Origin of the sequence: Parabacteroides gordonii MS-1 = DSM 23371 (assembly GCF_000969825.1) — a bacterium.
In the GTDB taxonomy this organism is placed as follows: Bacteria; Bacteroidota; Bacteroidia; order Bacteroidales; family Tannerellaceae; genus Parabacteroides; species Parabacteroides gordonii.
Map to the genome: position 1 here is coordinate 1,570,969 of NZ_KQ033919.1, position 18,281 is coordinate 1,589,249.

The 18,281-nt window shown below is 49.2% G+C and carries 18 protein-coding genes and 1 tRNA gene; 15 read left to right on the plus strand and 4 right to left on the minus strand.

Annotated features, from left to right (window positions below):
• Positions 1-7 precede the first annotated feature (7 nt).
• From HMPREF1536_RS06360 to HMPREF1536_RS06370, 3 genes are all read left to right on the plus strand, one after another.
• Complete coding sequence (locus HMPREF1536_RS06360) at positions 8-1,162, plus strand: cytochrome d ubiquinol oxidase subunit II (RefSeq protein ID WP_028727100.1); 1,155 nt, start codon at positions 8-10, stop codon at positions 1,160-1,162.
• Between the two features lie 319 nt (positions 1,163-1,481).
• Positions 1,482-2,396 (plus strand): ribonuclease Z, encoded by a 915-nt coding sequence (locus HMPREF1536_RS06365; protein ID WP_028727101.1) that lies wholly within the window; start codon positions 1,482-1,484, stop codon positions 2,394-2,396.
• A gap of 87 nt (positions 2,397-2,483) precedes the next feature.
• Complete coding sequence (locus tag HMPREF1536_RS06370) at positions 2,484-2,825, plus strand: hypothetical protein (RefSeq protein WP_028727102.1); 342 nt, start codon at positions 2,484-2,486, stop codon at positions 2,823-2,825.
• Between the two features lie 254 nt (positions 2,826-3,079).
• On the opposite strand, the gene HMPREF1536_RS06375 is transcribed toward HMPREF1536_RS06370, so the two are convergent.
• Positions 3,080-4,462 (minus strand): OmpP1/FadL family transporter, encoded by a 1,383-nt coding sequence (locus tag HMPREF1536_RS06375; RefSeq protein WP_028727103.1) that lies wholly within the window; start codon positions 4,460-4,462, stop codon positions 3,080-3,082.
• A 212-nt stretch (positions 4,463-4,674) separates the two neighbouring features.
• On the opposite strand from HMPREF1536_RS06375, the gene queC reads away from it, so the two are divergent.
• The 10 genes from queC to HMPREF1536_RS06425 all read left to right on the plus strand — a co-directional run bounded on the left by queC (position 4,675) and on the right by HMPREF1536_RS06425 (position 14,031).
• Positions 4,675-5,349 carry a 7-cyano-7-deazaguanine synthase QueC gene (queC, locus tag HMPREF1536_RS06380; RefSeq protein WP_028727104.1) on the plus strand — a complete coding sequence of 225 codons (675 nt, stop codon included), beginning with the start codon at positions 4,675-4,677 and terminating at the stop codon, positions 5,347-5,349.
• A 1-nt stretch (position 5,350) separates the two neighbouring features.
• Positions 5,351-5,815 carry a preQ(1) synthase gene (gene queF / locus HMPREF1536_RS06385; RefSeq protein ID WP_028727105.1) on the plus strand — a complete coding sequence of 155 codons (465 nt, stop codon included), beginning with the start codon at positions 5,351-5,353 and terminating at the stop codon, positions 5,813-5,815.
• Positions 5,816-5,912: 97 nt separating this feature from the next.
• Complete coding sequence (locus tag HMPREF1536_RS06390; protein WP_028727106.1) at positions 5,913-6,698, plus strand: 3-keto-disaccharide hydrolase; 786 nt, start codon at positions 5,913-5,915, stop codon at positions 6,696-6,698.
• Between the two features lie 28 nt (positions 6,699-6,726).
• Complete coding sequence (locus HMPREF1536_RS06395) at positions 6,727-7,353, plus strand: hypothetical protein (RefSeq protein WP_028727107.1); 627 nt, start codon at positions 6,727-6,729, stop codon at positions 7,351-7,353.
• A gap of 200 nt (positions 7,354-7,553) precedes the next feature.
• On the plus strand, positions 7,554-8,909 hold the full coding sequence (locus HMPREF1536_RS06400) for a TolC family protein (RefSeq protein WP_028727108.1): 1,356 nt from the start codon (positions 7,554-7,556) through the stop codon (positions 8,907-8,909).
• 35 nt (positions 8,910-8,944) lie between these two features.
• Positions 8,945-10,156 carry an efflux RND transporter periplasmic adaptor subunit gene (locus HMPREF1536_RS06405; RefSeq protein ID WP_028727109.1) on the plus strand — a complete coding sequence of 404 codons (1,212 nt, stop codon included), beginning with the start codon at positions 8,945-8,947 and terminating at the stop codon, positions 10,154-10,156.
• A gap of 43 nt (positions 10,157-10,199) precedes the next feature.
• Positions 10,200-10,940 (plus strand): ABC transporter ATP-binding protein, encoded by a 741-nt coding sequence (locus HMPREF1536_RS06410; RefSeq protein WP_028727110.1) that lies wholly within the window; start codon positions 10,200-10,202, stop codon positions 10,938-10,940.
• Positions 10,941-10,942: 2 nt separating this feature from the next.
• Complete coding sequence (locus tag HMPREF1536_RS06415) at positions 10,943-12,163, plus strand: ABC transporter permease (RefSeq protein WP_028727111.1); 1,221 nt, start codon at positions 10,943-10,945, stop codon at positions 12,161-12,163.
• Positions 12,164-12,181: 18 nt separating this feature from the next.
• A complete protein-coding gene (locus HMPREF1536_RS06420; protein WP_028727112.1) occupies positions 12,182-13,276 on the plus strand; it encodes a sensor histidine kinase in 1,095 nt (364 codons plus the stop codon).
• Positions 13,273-14,031 carry a LytR/AlgR family response regulator transcription factor gene (locus HMPREF1536_RS06425; protein ID WP_028727113.1) on the plus strand — a complete coding sequence of 253 codons (759 nt, stop codon included), beginning with the start codon at positions 13,273-13,275 and terminating at the stop codon, positions 14,029-14,031. Before HMPREF1536_RS06420 ends, HMPREF1536_RS06425 begins: the two co-directional genes overlap by 4 nt.
• Positions 14,032-14,063: 32 nt before the next feature.
• Here the strand turns inward: HMPREF1536_RS06425 and dacB are convergent, their stop codons facing one another.
• Positions 14,064-15,551, minus strand: coding sequence for a D-alanyl-D-alanine carboxypeptidase/D-alanyl-D-alanine endopeptidase (gene dacB, locus HMPREF1536_RS06430; protein ID WP_028727114.1), 1,488 nt, complete (start codon positions 15,549-15,551; stop codon positions 14,064-14,066).
• A gap of 59 nt (positions 15,552-15,610) precedes the next feature.
• Here dacB and HMPREF1536_RS06435 point away from each other — a divergent pair, with 59 nt between their 5' ends.
• Both HMPREF1536_RS06435 and HMPREF1536_RS06440 read left to right on the plus strand, forming a co-directional pair.
• Entirely contained in the window at positions 15,611-16,741 is a 1,131-nt protein-coding gene (locus HMPREF1536_RS06435; RefSeq protein WP_028727115.1) for an AI-2E family transporter, read from the plus strand.
• A gap of 114 nt (positions 16,742-16,855) precedes the next feature.
• A tRNA-Lys gene (locus HMPREF1536_RS06440) sits at positions 16,856-16,931 on the plus strand.
• Positions 16,932-17,260: 329 nt separating this feature from the next.
• Here HMPREF1536_RS06440 and HMPREF1536_RS06445 read toward each other — a convergent pair.
• Complete coding sequence (locus tag HMPREF1536_RS06445) at positions 17,261-17,731, minus strand: glucosaminidase domain-containing protein (protein WP_028727116.1); 471 nt, start codon at positions 17,729-17,731, stop codon at positions 17,261-17,263.
• Positions 17,732-17,753: 22 nt separating this feature from the next.
• Entirely contained in the window at positions 17,754-18,203 is a 450-nt protein-coding gene (locus HMPREF1536_RS06450) for an HU family DNA-binding protein (RefSeq protein ID WP_028727117.1), read from the minus strand.
• Positions 18,204-18,281 lie beyond the last annotated feature (78 nt).

The window sequence follows — 18,281 nt, forward strand, 5'->3', positions numbered from 1 at the left end:
ATACACCATGGACAGTACATATATATTATTACAACATTACTGGTGGTTCCTCGTTTCCCTGCTGGGAGCACTGTTAGTATTCCTGCTTTTCGTTCAGGGAGGACAGTCGTTGCTTTTCTCGATCGGGAAAACGGAACTCGAACAAAAGATGCTGCTCAACTCCACAGGGCGTAAATGGGAGTTCACCTTTACGACACTGGTTACTTTCGGTGGTGCGTTCTTCGCCTCTTTCCCCCTGTTCTATTCCACCAGCTTCGGCGGTGCCTACTGGGTGTGGATGCTGATCCTGCTTTGCTTCGTTATCCAGGCCGTATCGTACGAATATCAGGCAAAGAAAGGGAACCTGCTGGGAAAAAAGACGTATCAGGTATTCCTGATCATTAACGGTGTGTTAGGCCCGATCCTGTTGGGTACGGCTGTTGCCACCTTCTTCAACGGAGCTGAATTCTCTGTCAACAAAGGACAGATGACAGACATTGCCATGCCGGTTATCTCCACCTGGAACAATTCGCTGCACGGACTGGAAGCCGCCTTTGTGATCTGGAACGTTTGCCTCGGACTGGCTGTGTTCTTCCTGGCACGCGTACAGGCTTTGCTTTATTTTATCAACAACATCGATAATAAGGATATAGTAAGCCGCTGCCGGAAACGTCTGATTCCGGAAACCGCTTTATTCCTGGTGTTCTTCCTGATATTTCTCGTACGTTTACTGCTGGTGGACGGTTTCGCGGTCAATCCGGAGACGCAGGAAGTATTTATGCAACCGTACAAATACTTCATCAACCTGATCCAGATGCCGGCCGTACTGGTCGTTTTGCTGGCTGGCGTTGTACTCGTATTGTTCGGTATTATCAAAACAATCCTGTCGCAGACATGGCGGAAAGGCATCTGGTTTGCCGGAACAGGAACAGTCTTGACCGTACTCGCCCTGCTGCTTTGCGCCGGATGGAACAACACGGCTTATTATCCGTCCATCACCGACCTGCAGAGTTCGCTGACAATCCAGAACAGTTGTTCAAGTCAATTTACATTGAAAGTGATGAGCTACGTATCTATCCTGGTGCCTTTCGTTCTGGCGTATATCTTTTATGCCTGGCGTGCACTCGACCTGCATAAGATCGATGCGGAAGAAATGGAGCAGAAAGACGGGCACACTTACTAAAGAACATGGCGTCCGTACGGGCGGTTCGCGAACCGCCCTTTGCAAGAAACAGACCCTATAAAACAAAGGAAACGGCGAAGCTCACGCTTGGCCGTTTCTACATTTAACCGTTTTAAACAAAAAGAAAAAGTTAGTTAAGGCTTAGAATAAAATATCTTAAGTCTTTTCACTTACAATATTTTGCTTCCATAAGGACAGCAAACAAATATATGTAATCCAACTCATCCTACGAACAATCGAGCTGCATTTTTTGCTATTTTTCACAGAACACAGATGCTTTTGTATTATCTTTGCAAACAAATATCCTAGGTATTCCTTTATGGCTGATTTTAACTTAAACATTTTGGGATGTGGTTCGGCGTTACCGACCACGCGGCATCTGGCAACTTCCCAGGTCGTAGATTTAAGAGATAAATTATATATGATAGACTGTGGTGAAGGCACTCAGGTGCAGATGCGTAACATGCGTATCAAATTCAGCCGGCTGAACCATATATTCATCTCCCACCTGCATGGCGACCACTGTTTCGGCTTGCCCGGCCTGCTCTCTACACTCGGTATGCTGGGTCGTACCGGCGATCTGGTCATTCACGCCCCGAAGGAGATCGAGAACTATATGCGCCCCGTGCTCGACACCTTTTGCAAAGGGATGCCTTACGAAGTTCGTTTCAATCATATAGATACCCGCAGCCATTCGCTGATCATGGAAGACCGCTCCCTGTCGGTCTACTCCATCCCGTTGAAGCACCGTATCCCGACCTGCGGCTTCCTGTTTGCCGAGAAACCCAAAGAAGCGCATATCATCCGCGAAATGACAGACTTCTACCAGGTGCCCGTCAAATGGATGAAGGATATCAAGCAGGGAAAAGATTACATCACGCCGGAAGGCGAAGTCATTCCCAACGCACGCCTGACACGCCCTTCCGCACCCGCCAAACGGTACGCCTATTGCTCGGACACTGCCTATTCCCCTTCCATTATCCCTATTATAGAGGGGGTAGACCTGCTTTACCATGAAGCGACGTTTATGGAAAGCGACAAGGCACGCGCCAAAGAAACCTTCCACTCCACTGCCCGTCAGGCCGCAGAGATCGCTCGCCAGGCAAATGTGAAGCGGTTGGTGATCGGGCATTATTCCGCCCGCTACGAAGAGCTATCGGAACTCCACAAGGAAGCACAGGAAGTATTTCCCGGCACCATTCTGGGTAACGAAGGCATGGTTCTTCCCATCTGATGAAGCGGCTTTTCTCAAATAATAACAGCTAAATACCGCCCATATTCAAAATTATTCATACATTTGTACGAATTTAGGGTTTTGAATATGAGAATATTATTTTCCATCATTCTACTGATCAGCGTTTACGTTGGTAACTCGCTCACTGTGAAGGCACAGCAGGCGGCTGACTCGACGCGCGTTGTAGCGACAGCCCAACCTGTTACAACACAAGTAAAACCCGACTCCGTTTCAATCAGCGCCTACGATAATAAGATCGTTGTAAAGAATGCTCCGATCGGAAGCAAACTCGAAATATACAGCGTCGTTGGTATCCGCGTAAAAGAATTTGAAATGAAACAACCGGACGGCGAATATACCGTAAATATTGCCAAAGGTTACTACATCATCCGCATCGGCGATACAGTCCGCAAGGTAGCTATCCGTTAAACAACAACTCCTATTCCCTGCATGCTATTCCGGTAGCCTATATTAGGCTATTTCATTGTCCTATATTATGCTACTCCTGTGCCATATATTGTGATACTGCATTCTCATATATTATGACACTGGAATACCATATATTATGACAATCCAGTATCATAATATATGAGAATTCAACCACCTGCCGGACAGGTAAAAAGAAAGGGGGCTTGCCAAGAAAGCAAGTCCCCTTTGTCTGATTTATTATATATATGTATAGGTTAAAAAGCGTAATCCAGACTTAAACCAAATACTTTATTGGTTCGGCTATATACATTCGTTCCGGGAAGACCCGTGCCACAGTAGTCATCCGATTTCTTTGTATAATCATGGTAGGTTGTCCACATATACCCTACGTTCAATGCCATCTTTTCGCTCAACATCACCTTAGCTCCGAAGCCCAATGAGTAAGAGTCGCAGGAGAAACTGGTATCGCTCTGATACTTGTCCGACAAACCATAATCCGTAATCTGGGCACCACCGCTAATAGTCAATCTCTTGATAACATCCCACTCGATACCCAGCAAATACTCGTTGGTACCTCTTTCGAGCTCTTTCTGTTTTCCACCGGCCATTCCCGCTTTCTTATCATCGAAAAAGTGATACTCAACAGAAGCTTTCAACATGGGCAAAAACTGATAAGAAGCAGCCACGGAAAGCATGGAAGGAATATCGTTCGGCGTATTCACACCATGCTTGTAAGCACCCACCAGATCTTCCGCACTTTCAGGATAATCCAACTTCTTTGTATCGTTTTCGATGTTCAGGTTCGTCTTGAACTCATATTTGGCACCGAAATTGAATTTGCCATGTTTGATGTCGACTCCAAGAACCGGCGTTAATCCCCAACCTGTCTGGTCACAATCCAAAGCCAGCGCCATCAATTCTGATCCGCCTAAATTTTGTTTTAGCTTCGCATTCAGATAACCGTCGTAGTTCCCTGAAAAATAATTCATCCGACCACCGGCAAAGGCTGAAAGCCAGTCCGTGATTTTGTATCCCAAACCAAGTTGTAGAGAATAAATAAACTGTTTACCGTCCATCGCACTGTTAATAGTATACATTTCCGGAGTGACGATGGGACTTTGACCGCCTGTCTTTATATAGTTTGTCAAACTTTCCTTGAATATACCGGCCATAGCAGCCGATTCGAACATAGGCAAACCGTCGTTAAACGAAGCCTTACCTCCTCCGCCTGTGATGGCAAAGAATCCGGAAATAGTCCAGTCGCCTTTTTTGTAAGCTGCGAAAACACTCGGAATCACAGGGGCTGCTGCTTTCCCTTTGTAATACTTTTTGTAGGGAGTCTCTGCCATTGTCGGCTTCTGATTGACCGGATCGAAACCATTATATGTACCGAAAGAAGCATCGATATTTCTAGTTTGAAAAGCACTCTGGATACTCACGCCTACGCGGAAACCGTCTGTCGGCAAGAAAGAAAGGCCCGCAGGGTTAGACAAAGCACCATCTATATCGATTGCAGCACCTCGCGAAAGTGATCTTAAAAAGGCTGCATGCTGATTGGTATTCGTCAAATATCCACCAGCGAAAGAGAACAGTGGCAACATCGCCAATGCCGCACCTAATAATACTTTTTTCTTCATGTTTTACTTTTCTTTATTACAAAAACGGCAGCAAAGATAAATACTTTTCCTTAATATTGCACACTTTTAACCAGAATGTGCCGCACATTTTCATTATTAGTGTGCAATCCGCCATCAAATCAAATAATTCGGAAAATCTATTTATCTTTGCAGCGCAAAGGAATGTCTCCCTTGCCGTGTGCTTGCTAAACCACGTATAAAACAAGAAAAGTATGAAACATCAAGAAGCCGCTCTGGTATGCTTCTCCGGTGGACAAGACTCCACGACCTGCCTTTTCTGGGCAAAGAAGCATTTTAAACGTGTAGAAGCCGTATGTTTTACTTACGGCCAGAAACATTCTCTCGAAATTGATATTGCACGCAAGATCGCTGCAGACGCCCATGTCCCGTTCCAGCTGCTGGACGTTTCCCTGATCAGCCAACTGGCTCCCAACTCGCTGACGGACACTTCGATCACGATGGACGAAGATAAGCCGGCCGACAGTTATCCGAACACATTCGTTCCGGGCAGAAACATGGTGTTCCTCACCTTCGCCGCCATTATGGCACGGAGCAAAGGCATCTTCCACCTGGTGACGGGCGTATCGGAAGCCGATTTCAGCGGATATCCGGATTGCCGGGACACTTTCGTCCGTTCGCTCAACGTGACGCTGAACCTGGCGATGGACGAACAGTTCGTCATCCACACCCCGCTGATGGATCGCGATAAGAGCGAAGTATGGCAGCTTTCCGACGAACTGGGCGTATTCGACCTGGTACGCACGCAAACGCTGACCTGCTACAACGGCGTCCCTGCCGACGGTTGCGGCCATTGCCCGGCCTGCAAGTTGCGCAAGGAAGGATTAGAGAAATATCTTAAGAAGAAATCGACAGTAGACAAACAATAAAATGGATACAAGAAAAGACGAAAACGAACTGCATCTGTTAGGCGGTTCCACCGAATACAAACAGGATTATGCGCCGGAAGTACTGGAAGCATTTACCAACAAACATCCTGACAACGATTACTGGGTACGTTTCAACTGCCCGGAGTTCACCAGCCTCTGCCCGATCACCGGACAGCCGGACTTTGCCACAATCCACATCGACTACATTCCCGATGTGAAGATGGTGGAAAGCAAGAGCCTGAAGTTATACCTGTTCAGCTTCCGCAGTCACGGCGCCTTCCATGAAGACTGTGTAAACATCATCATGAAAGACCTCATCCGCCTGATGGATCCGAAATACATCGAAGTAACAGGTATTTTCACCCCAAGGGGCGGCATCAGCATCTATCCGTACTGCAACTACGGACGACCGGGAACGAAGTACGAAGCACTGGCAGAAAAACGCCTTTTCAGCCATAACCCGTAACACTTCTTTCAGATTTTTGGGCAATACGATGACAACGTGACAAATAATTACGTAGATTTGCAATTACTTAATTGTAAACCTAAAATTATTTAGACCCATGAGGAAGAAAGACATTACTATCAAAGCTGTACTGGCTGCTATGGCTTGTACAGCTTGTATTAATCTCAGTGCACAGCAAAAAGAATATCCGAAACCCGAGCAGATGACTCCGGGCATGTCGGAATATTGGACTCCCCAACCTAAGATCGTAACGCCGGGTGACATCAAAACCAATTCGGCTCCTTCGGATGCTATCGTCCTGTTCGACGGCAAAGATCTGTCTGCCTGGGAAAACACCAAAGGCGAACCGGCTCAATGGACTGTCCACGACGGCGTATTCACTGTAAACAAAAAGACGGGCGATATCCAGACCAAGCAGAAATTCGACAGCTACCAGCTGCATATCGAATGGTGCGTTCCCGAAAACATCACCGGAACAAGCCAGGCACGCGGCAACAGCGGAATCTTCATGCAAGGCATGTACGAAGTGCAGGTACTCGACTGCTACAATAACGAAACATACGTGAACGGACAGACCGGAAGTATCTACAAACAGACTCCACCGCTGGCAAACGCCATGCGTAAACCGGGCGAATGGAACGTTTACGATATTATCTACAACGCTCCTGTATTCAAAGAAGACGGAACCTACCGCGTACCGCCGCGCATCACGGTTATTCAGAACGGTATCGTGCTACAGAACAACACGACCATCCTCGGTACAACCGAATATATCGGCTTCCCGAAAGTGATACCGCACGGAGCAGGCCCGATCGTGCTGCAGAGCCACGGCGATCCGAGCGAACCGATCAGTTTCCGGAATATCTGGTTGAGAGAATTATAAGAATCAATAAGTAAAGTGTTTATATACGATGAAAACAAATAATCTATTTGGTATATGGTTGCTGTTCCTTTGTGCGACCGTCCTTTCCGGCTGCAACAACTATTTATTAAACGGCAAAGACGGAGATGAGGAAGAAGACAACGAAGAAGTATGGTATAACAATATACCGGAGGGAAACTTCTTTTCAAGAGGAAACACTTTACGATTCTATTATATAGATGAAAAGGGAAACGACCTCATCAACCCGAGCGACTTGAAAACCTTCCCTGTCTCGTGGAACGAAGAGCTGGACAATCCGCTCGAACGCACCTACGACAACATCCGCGATGTCGAAAGCAACACCATCCGCTACAACGGCAATCACAACTGGATACTTTATGATTCGGAAGAACAGCTCCATTACTGTACGGTGAGCGCTTACGGAGATGAAAGACAAAGTACTTATACGTTCCCTATCTATGTAAACGGCGATACCGATAAAATGGAAATCACCTATAAATACACAGACAAGGGCGTTGTCGGAGGAAAGTACTGGGGGAAAATCGTTTCCTGGAAATACAACGGCACACATATCTATTCGGATGATGATGAGTACGACAAGAAGATATTCATCCGGAAAGCGAACGGAAACACAACCGTTTCTTTCACCCGGTAAAAGGAGTTTTCAATCATAACAGACTAAAGGCAGGTCGTTTGACTTGCCTTTTTTCATATACCTGTTTATCGGCAAAATCCTTCTATTGGTCGACGAACCTTCGCTCTATTTCTATTCTAATTGTACAGTTTTTTAATGTAAAGTAGTTTTGCTTCCGTAACAAGGTAAAAAGATTGTTTAGGTCGCAAAACGAAAGCATTATGAAACAAGTATCTCTAATAATCCTCTCCTGCCTGCTTCTTCTGCCTGCCGGAATGAAAGCAGAGGACGACATGCCGAAGCAATGGACGCTTCGTAATTGTATCGATTATGCACTGGAGCATAATATCACTATCCGGCGCAACCGTATCAGCGTCGAAAGCACCCAGGAAGATGTAAAGACGGCAAAAGCCGATTTCCTCCCCTCACTGAGCGGTAATATCAGCCAGCGTATCGTAAACCGTCCGAACAACACCAGCGGAACCATCATCAGCGGCGACAACATCACCACCAGTGAAAGCAAGACATCGTACAACGGCAGCTACGGCATCGACGCCAGTTGGACTGTCTACAACGGAAGCAAGCGCGTGAACACCGTCAAACAGCAACAGCTGAACAGCCGCATGGCTGAACTCACCGTCGACCAGAGCGAAAACTCCATCGAGGAAAACATCACCCAGCTGTACGTACAAATACTCTACTCGGCCGAAGCCGTGAAGGTGAACGAGTCGACACTGGAAGTCAGCCGCAAAGAGTTCGAACGCGGACAACAACTGTTCGACGCCGGAAGCATCGCCTCCAGCGACCTGGCCCAACTGGAAGCACAGGTAAGCAATGACAACTACCAACTGGTCACTGCACAAACCACCCTCCAGAACTACAAACTGCAACTGAAGCAACTCCTCGAACTGGACGGCGACTTTGAAATGGATCTTTTCCTGCCGCAACTGGATGACAGCAGCGTACTGATCCCGCTCCCTACCAAAGACGATGTTTATCAGACTGCTCTCAACCTGCGTCCCGAAATCGAATCAGGAAAATTGAATATCGAAGCTTCGGATATGAACATCAAGATAGCCCGTGCCGGTTACATCCCGACCTTAAGCCTGAGCGCAGGGATCGGAACAACGAATGCCAACGGCAACGACTTCAGCTTCAGCGAACAGGTCAAACAGAACTGGAACAACTCGATAGGGTTGACCCTGAGCATTCCCATCTTCGACAAACGGCAGACCAAAAGCACAATCAACAAGGCCAAGCTACAGATGCAAACCAGCCAACTGGATCTGATGGACGAGCAGAAGACGCTCTACAAAACCATCGAAAGCCTCTGGCTGAGTGCCAACAGCGCCCAACAGCAATACGTAGCCGCCACCCAAAAGCTGAAAAGTACACAGGCCAGCTACGCCCTCGTCAGCGAACAGTTCAACCTGGGTATGAAGAATACCGTGGAACTGCTCACCGAAAAGAACAACCTGCTGAGCGCACAGCAGGAAACGCTTCAGGCCAAATACACAGCCATACTCAATGCCGGCCTGCTGCGCTTCTATCAGGGAGAAGAAATCAATCTGCTCTAAGTCACCAGTAAAGAAAAAATAAAACAGGAAAACATATGAACAAGAAAGTTATTATCGGAATAGCAGCCGTTGTGCTCGTAGCCGGAGGCGTCTGGTTCTTCACAGGCAAATCGGCTAAAGGTGGCATCCGGCTCGAAACTGCCAAAGTAGGCCGCAGCTCCATCTCCAACACAGTGACGGCAACCGGAACGGTCGAGCCGGTAACGGAAGTCGAAGTCGGTACCCAGGTATCCGGCATCATCGACAAGCTGTATGCCGACTACAACGACGTGGTGAAAGCAGGACAACTGATTGCAGAAATGGATAAAGTGAACCTGAAAGCCGAACTCGCTTCCGCCCAGGCACAACTGGCCAGCAGCAAGAGTGAATACGAATACCAGCAAAAGAATTATGCACGCAGCAAAGTTCTTTTCGACAAGAAACTGATAAGCGACTCCGATTACGAAACGGCGACTTACAATTATGAGAAGTCGAAAGCCGCTTACGAACAGAGCCAGGCCTCGATGGTGAAAGTAAACCGCAACCTGGAATACGCCACCATCACCAGCCCGATCGACGGCGTTGTCATCAACCGTGCCGTTGAAGAAGGACAGACGGTAGCCGCCGGCTTCGAAACCCCGACCCTGTTCACCATCGCCGCCGACCTGACGAAGATGCAGGTGATTGCCGATGTGGATGAAGCCGATATAGGTAATGTAGAAGACGGACAGCGCGTCAGCTTCACCGTAGATGCTTACCCGAACGATGTGTTCGAAGGGACAGTCAAACAGATACGCCTGGGCGACAGCAGTAGCAGCAGCAGTTCATCTACCTCTACTTCCACCGTCGTGACGTACGAAGTGGTTATCACTGCCGACAATCCCGATCTGAAATTGAAACCGCGTCTGACGGCCAACGTGACGATCTACACGCTTGAACGCGATAATGTGCTGACCGTACCGACCAAATCACTCCGCTTCGTCCCGGAAGAAGAATTACTGTTGGGAACCGGACTCACGGCTGAGAACAGCGCACAGGAAGCACCCGCCGGCAAACGCCTTATCTGGGTAAAACAAGGACAGCAACTGCTTCCGAAAGTGATCACCGTAGGTTCCACCAGCGGCAACATGATCGAAGTAACCGACGGACTGACCGAAGGCGAAGAGATCGCAGTGGATATGGCTTCCAACGGAGCAGCCCCGGTAGCCGCCGCTACGGAAAAGAGCCCGTTCATGCCAGGCCCTCCGGGAGGAAACAAGAAGAAATAAAAACAGTTGACAAGTGACAGTTGACAGTTAAATAAGCAGAACAATGAAAGAGATCATCAAACTAGATAATATCAAGCGCGATTTCCAGGTCGGCGACGAAACCGTCCATGCCTTGCGTGGCGTAAGCTTCACGATATACGAAGGCGAATTCGTCACCATCATGGGAACCTCCGGATCGGGGAAAAGTACGCTGCTGAATACGTTGGGATGTCTCGACACACCGACCAAAGGCGAGTATTACCTCGACGGCGTATCCGTCCGTACGATGGGAAAGAACGCCCGTGCCACGCTGCGCAACCGTAAGATCGGCTTCGTGTTCCAGAGCTACAACCTGTTACCCAAGACAACAGCCGTTGAGAACGTGGAACTCCCGCTGATGTATAACCCCAACTACAGCGCCTCGGCCCGCCACGAGAAAGCCGTACAGGCACTCATCGCCGTAGGGCTGGGCGACCGCTTGATGCACAAAAGCAACCAGATGTCGGGCGGACAGATGCAACGTGTAGCCATCGCCCGCGCCCTGGTGAACGACCCGGCCGTGATCCTGGCCGACGAAGCGACCGGTAACCTGGATACGCGCACCTCGTTCGAGATCCTGGTACTTTTCCAGAAGCTCCATGCCGAAGGACGTACGATCATCTTCGTGACCCATAATCCGGAGATCGCCCAATACAGCAGTCGCAACATCACCCTGCGCGACGGCCATGTGACATCGGATACGGTGAATACCAACATACAGAATGCGGCAGAGGCGTTAGCCAAACTGCCGAAAAACGACGACTAACAATGAACGGAACAAACCTCATAAAAATAGCTCTCCGCGCCCTCGCCAACAACAAGTTGCGCGGTTTCCTGACGATGCTAGGCATCATCATCGGCGTAGCCTCGGTGATCACGATGCTGGCCATCGGTCAGGGATCGAAGCGGAGCATACAAGCCCAGATCAGCGAGATGGGTTCCAACATGATCATGATACACCCCGGCGCCGATACGCGAGGTGGCGTACGTCAGGATGCATCCGCCATGGAAACGCTGAAGCTGGAGGACTATCAGAACATTGTCGACGAAACGCGCTATGTGTCTGCCGTCTCCCCTTCGGTGAACAGCAGCGGACAGGCGATCTATGGCGCCAACAACACACCGACAACGGTCTACGGCATCAGCCCCGACTATCTGGAAATACGCCGCTACAAAGTGGGCGACGGTGAAATGTTCACCGAACAGGACATCCAGACCGCCGCCAAAGTATGCGTAGTCGGTAAAACCGTAGTCGACAACCTTTTCACAGGCGGCGAAAGCCCCGTAGGAAAAGTCATACGTTTTCAGAAATTACCTTTCCGCATCGTAGGCGTGCTGGAAAGCAAAGGATACAACAGCATGGGAATGGACCAGGACGACCTAATCTTAGCTCCATACACAACTATTCAGAAAAAAGTCCTGGCCATCACCCATCTGCAAGGCATTACCTGTTCGGCACTCAAAGAGGAATACACCGACCAGGCCATTGATGAGATAACAGAAATACTGCGCCGCAACCATAAGTTGAAGGAAAGTGACGATGATGATTTTACCATCCGTAGTCAGCAGGAGTTGAGCACGATGTTGACAAGCACTACGGACATGATGACCGTGCTGTTGGCGGCTGTGGCCGGTATTTCGTTACTCGTTGGTGGTATCGGTATTATGAACATCATGTACGTCAGCGTTACGGAACGTACCCGCGAGATCGGTCTCCGTATGAGTATCGGAGCCAAAGGGATCGACATCCTGGCGCAGTTCCTGATCGAGTCTATCCTGATCAGCGTAACGGGCGGACTGATAGGAGTGGTGCTGGGCGTAGGAGCCGCCCTGATCGTGAATGTGGTAGCCCACTTCCCGATCTATATACAACCGTGGAGCGTGATGCTGTCGTTCGCCGTCTGTACCGTCACGGGAGTATTCTTCGGATGGTATCCGGCTAAGAAAGCGGCACAGCTCGACCCGATCGAAGCGATACGTTACGAATAAATTAATATCTTTGTGAGTATGAATACAGAAGGAACAACACAGACACATGTATCCCCCCCGATAAAAGGAATGGGCAGCATCATCCATATGGCTGCCTGGGGGATCCTGATCGGCCTGCCCTTTTTCTTTACGGGCAGGGAGACACAGGAAGTTACTGTTCAGAGTTATATACGGTTCGTTATCGTTCCGCTCTCCTTCATGCTGGTGTTCTATGTGAACTACTTCCTTCTGGTGAAACAATTCCTGTTTTCCAAGCACGGTTGGAAGTTCTTTCTCAGCAATGTACTACTGATCGCAGCGACAATCGTGTTGGTACACCTCCTGATGCATATGTTGCCCCCTCCGGAGTTCCATCACCCGCGTCAGGAGAAGGAATTGAAAGAGATCATCGGCTTTTTCTTCGGCAATGCCATGCTTTACGGCCTGGTAGCAGGTCTTAGCGTAGCCATCAAAATGACGAGCGGCTGGTATCAGGTGGAGTCGGAACGCCGCGAACTGGAAAAGAGCCGCGCCGAAGCCGAATTGCAAAACCTGAAAAGCCAGCTGAACCCGCACTTCCTGTTCAACACGCTGAATAACATCTACAGCCTGATTGCCTTCAGTCCCGAACGGGCACAGGAAGCCGTGCACGACCTGAGTCGCCTGCTCCGTTACGTGCTTTACGAAAGCAGCCAGCAACTTGTTCTCCTGGAAAAGGAACTCGACTTTATCCGCAATTATGTGGAACTGATGCGTATCCGCCTGCCGGAAAATGTAGAACTGAAAACCGAGATATCATCCCTCAGACCGGATGCGGAAATCGCCCCGCTCCTGTTCATTTCGCTTATCGAGAATGCCTTCAAGCACGGGGTAAGCAACAACAAACCGTCGTACATCCATCTGGATATCCACCAGAACGGCGACTTGGTTGTCTGTTACCTGCGCAATAGCTATTTCCCGAAAAATGCAGAACAGGACAAAAGCGGCTCGGGCATCGGCATCCGCAACCTGAAGAAACGCTTGGCCCTGCTCTATCCCAACCGGCATATTTTCTCGTGCGGAGTAGACGGCGACAGCTATTACTGTATGTTGGAGTTACAACTCGGAAACGAACCAAAAGACGAAAGCGTATGAAACTGACATGTGCCATCATCGACGACGAACCGCTGGCTATCAGCCTGCTGGAAAGTTATGTGAATAAGACGCCGTTCCTCGGCCTGGCGGGAAAATACAACAGTGCCGTCAACGCGCTCCCCATCCTCAGCAAAGAGCCCGTCGACCTGCTTTTCCTCGACATCCAGATGCCGGAGCTCAACGGGATGGAGTTCTCCCGTATCCTCGAAGGTGACACACGTATTATCTTTACCACCGCTTTCAGCCAGTACGCGCTCGACAGCTACAAAGTGAATGCACTCGACTACCTGCTAAAACCGATCAGCTATCCCGATTTCCTGAAATCGGCCAACAAAGCCCTGCAATGGTACGAACTGCTGCGCGAAGGCCAATCCCATCCGGAGACAACCGCCCCGGGTACGGACAGTCCGCGAACTGCCCACACAATCGAAAGCATCTTCATCAAAACAGAATACAAACTGATGCAGATCGAACTCCGTAAGATCTTATATATCGAAGGATTGAAGGATTACGTCAAAATATATGTGGAAGACGAGCCCCGCCCGATCCTTTCACTGATGAGCATGAAAAGCCTGGAAGATATGCTGCCGACCGACCGTTTCATCCGTGTGCACCGCTCCTTCATCGTGCAACCCGAAAAGATCAAAGTGATCGAACGCAACCGCATCGTATTCGGCAAAGAATATATCCCGATCTCCGACAACTACAAACAGAAGTTCATGGAGTTCCTGGCACAAAGGGCATTACTGCCCTAAGAAGTTGACAAGGGGCAGTAGACAACTGTCAACTAGAAAAGCTGCAACAACAACTTTTCGAGCCCTTTCGTCATTTCGCCCATGCTACAGGAATAGTTGTTGGAGAAAACGGCAACGGCATACTGCTTGCCGTCTTTTGTTATATATCCGGCATAACTTCTCACCCCGGTGATGCCACCGCTTTTCAGCCGTGCTTTTCCCTGAAGCTTACTTCCTTTCAACAGGTTGCGTACCGAACCTTCGACGCCTGCCTGCGGCAATGAAGCGATAAAAGCATCCGATGCATCCGACTTCGTAGCCATATAAACCAGCATATCGGCGATAAAGCCGGCCGAAACCTTATCAGCCGGAGCCAGTCCGCTACCGTCATTCATCCGCAGCGGGAAGATATCCAGCCCTTTCTTCTTCCAATGGTCTGCAACCACCTTCACCCCCCGTCCGAAAGAAGAGATCACTTCATTCTTCCGTGGCTGATATTGCAATCCAACGGTCTTAACCAATGCATCCGCAAACAAGTTATGGCTGACATGGTTGGTGACGCTCGCAATCTCCTTCAAAGTAGGAGAATAGGTGGTGACGACCGTTTTCCTGTTACCCTCCTTCCATCTACCCGCTTCCGACTCGATCCGGTAGCAGGTCGGTTCTCCCGTCACCTCGATACCTGCGCGTTCCAGCCCTGTAGTCACGTAACCTGCCAGGAACAAGGCCGGATCGGGAATATCCCCTTTCAGTATATACCCGTCGCGGTTGGCAGGAAGGACACCGTATAAATAACGCTCGCCGGCCAACGGCGCACCGATAATATAAGCACTGTCGGAAGCCACCGGAGCCGTTTCCAGATAATTGATAAAACGGACGGATGGCAAGGCGGGATCAGTCCCCTTTACTACCGGACGGCTACCGGGAACACCCGTTTTCAGGGAGAGTTTATACATATTGTCGAACACCGAAAGGCCATAGCTTCCCGGCGCATAATAATTCCCCATATCCTCACGCAGCCATTTGATAGACGATCCTTCAGTATCGAAAATACTTTCGTCGGACACAACCGCCCCGTTTATCTTCCGGATACCGGCTTTCTTCAGCGCCGCGATCCATTCGGGCATAAACTTGTTCTTTGCCGGCGTATAAGTACCCCTGTCGGGTGCAAAGTGGGACGAGCCCAACGACGGGTCGCCGCTGCCTTTTATATAAAGGTTACCGTTCAACACCCCTTCCCTGATCGTTCCGTCATACTCCAGCGTCGTCTCAAAACGATAATCTTCGCCCAGTATTTCCAGAGCCGTTGCAGTTGCCACCGTCTTCAGTACCGAAGCGGGCGACACCAGGCGGTCTGTGTCGTAACTATACAAGGTCTTTCCATCCTGCAGGTCTTTTACCACGATCGAAAAAGTGGCCCCTTTCATGTAAGGGGCATTCAGCAACTGCTTTACAGGCTGGGGAGTCTGTGTTTGCGCCTGTGCCTGTGGCAGGTAAGAACAGCACAGTATCAGGGCGGTACATAATATTTTCTTTATCATCTTGTTATCCTATTCTACTTTATTCTATCTTTGTTGCAGGCAAAGATAAAAATTATAATATGAACTCATTGTTTCAACGACCATTTACATTCGACCGGGTGGCCCGTATTGTTTTCAGCATAGTGATCATCGGTGGATTGCTCTATCTGGTCACAGTCTTACGGAATGCGCTGCTTCCTTTCCTGATCGCCTGGCTGCTGGCCTATATGATGCAACCTTTCGTAAAGTTTTTCCAATACAAGCTCAAACTGAAAAGCCGTATCCTGGCGATCATTGCGGTTATCATTTCCGCTTCGCTGGTGATCGGTCTGGCTGCTGCCCTGGTCGTACCGTCCGTCGCCCAGGAAGCCGACAGGACACTGAGCCTGATGCGCACGCATAACCCGGGTGCCGGTCATGTCCCGCTTATTCCCGAGTCGTGGATCGAATATCTTGAAACGAATGTCGATATCAACCAGTTGATGGAGCTGCTCAGCCGCGAAAACATACAGAATGCGATCAAACAGCTGGCGCCGAAGGTGTGGAGCATCCTGTCGAACACCTTCTCCATCCTGTTCAGCATCACGATCATCTTCGTTATATTATTGTATTTCATATTTATCCTGCTCGATTACGAAAAGATCGCCAACGGCTGGATCGAACTGATCCCCGCCCGCCAGCGCACCTTTGTGAAAGGGCTGGCCGATGATGTGGAGATGAGTATGAACCGTTATTTCCGTGGGCAGTCGCTGATTGCTTTATGTGTCGGTGTCTTGCTGGCTATCGGCTTCAAGATCGTAGGGTTCCCGTTGGCCGTTACGCTGGGGCTGTTCATCGGCGTTCTGAATCTGATCCCCTATTTGCAGGCTATCGGCATTATCCCGATGATTATCCTCAGCCTGCTTAAATCGGCGGAGACAGGGCAAAACTTCTGGATCATCTTCGGACTGGGTCTGCTGGTGCTCGGGATCGTGCAGTGCATACAGGATTTATACCTCACCCCGCGCATCATGGGAAAGGCGATGGGATTAAATCCGGCCATTATCCTTCTTTCGCTCTCCATCTGGGGAACTTTACTGGGATTTATCGGACTGATCATCGCTCTACCGCTCACGACACTCTGTCTGTCTTATTATAAGCGTTTTATCTTGCTGGAAGAGGATATCATCCCTCCTTCCCCAGCCGATAATCAACCGCCGGAAGAAAAATAATTGCACTTTTTTTGAAAATATTCGCCCTTGCTATTGCAAATTCAAAAATAAACCCTACCTTTGCACCCGCAATACAGAAGTAAAGCACACCGCAATACAGAGTATGCAAATGATGATTCGCTAGCTCAGCTGGTAGAGCACATCCCTTTTAAGGATGGGGTCCTGGGTTCGAACCCCAGGCGGATCACCAAGAAAACAGCTTCAGATTTATTCTGAAGCTGTTTTTCTTTTATAACCTGCCAAAGTTATTCACAACTAGATTACCCGCTATTGTTTACAACTATCACACAAAATAATCAACCAAAAGATTATTAGCTAATTAACCTGTTGATAACTCTGTTGATAAACCTGTTAAGAAGGGGAAATACAACCTATCCCCATCATCCCCCTTTCCTTTTCTTCCCGAAATCCAACAAGAACCCCAGCAACGCCATAATAAACTCAAAAATAGACTTCAACTTACTCATACTGATTGATTTTAAATGATTAATAAAAAATGTTCGAACCTTACCACCCTCCTTACAACTCCTCCTGCCGCAACAACCCGTCGACCAGCGGAGCGATCTGCCGTGCAATCCGGGTAAGCATTTCCTCATAAGCAGCCCTGTTGTCACCGTTCACTTCACTGATGTAGCGGCTGTAAGCGATCTCACGGGCATAGGCTGCAGGGAAGTTGCTTACGGTGGCGGCCGGGCGGTAGGCCGTGGATATGAGGCGGGCGAAATCGAGAAAGCTGTTTTCAGCGGTATCATAGCGGCGAAATAAAAGGCCGTTTTTCCCCTGGTCGGTCTTGCCGCCATGCCAGTAGGCGTTGACGACACCGTAACCCGTCAGTCCGAAAAAGTTATTATACTCCTGCGCCAGCGTGCTCTCACCCCAGCCGCTCTCGATGGCCGACTGTGCGAGGATGACGACCGGATTGATCCGGTACAGATTCCCCGCCATACGTGCGGCGGGGAAATAAAATTCTACAAATCTCTGTTTGTCCATTGGTAAATAGGGTTAGCGGTTATTATTCGATTACAGGACGATCGTCTTCCCCACCACCGGCGGGCGGAGTGGTAGGCGTGAGGGTCGTACGTTCCCCTTTGACCGTTTGCGTCATGTTACGCAAGAGGGAGCCGGGCCGGAAACGCAGGCGGGGCTTCTTTAGTAATGTGGATGAAAAATCATCTTCAGTGACACTCCCTTTGCTGCCGAGCAGTAACTGGAAGTTGCCGAGTTCCCCAAATTGCACCATCTCCCCGCGCCCGAGCGCCTTTGCCGCAAACAGGTTCATACGGTCGAGAACCAGTTTGACATCGCCACTCGAAGCCGTGGAACTCTCTGCGATCAGTTCACATAACTCTTCAAACGAACAGGTACGGGTTGCCCGCGTCTGCGCATAATAGAGTTTCTCTTTTCCTGCTTCTACATTCTTACTCATGTTCTTTCTCAGAACCAAATGATACTTTACTGCCATAACGTGATTGTTTTTAATGATTAATGAATTGTGTTGTAATTAATTACAATATAAAGATACGACAACCGGGCACCCCTG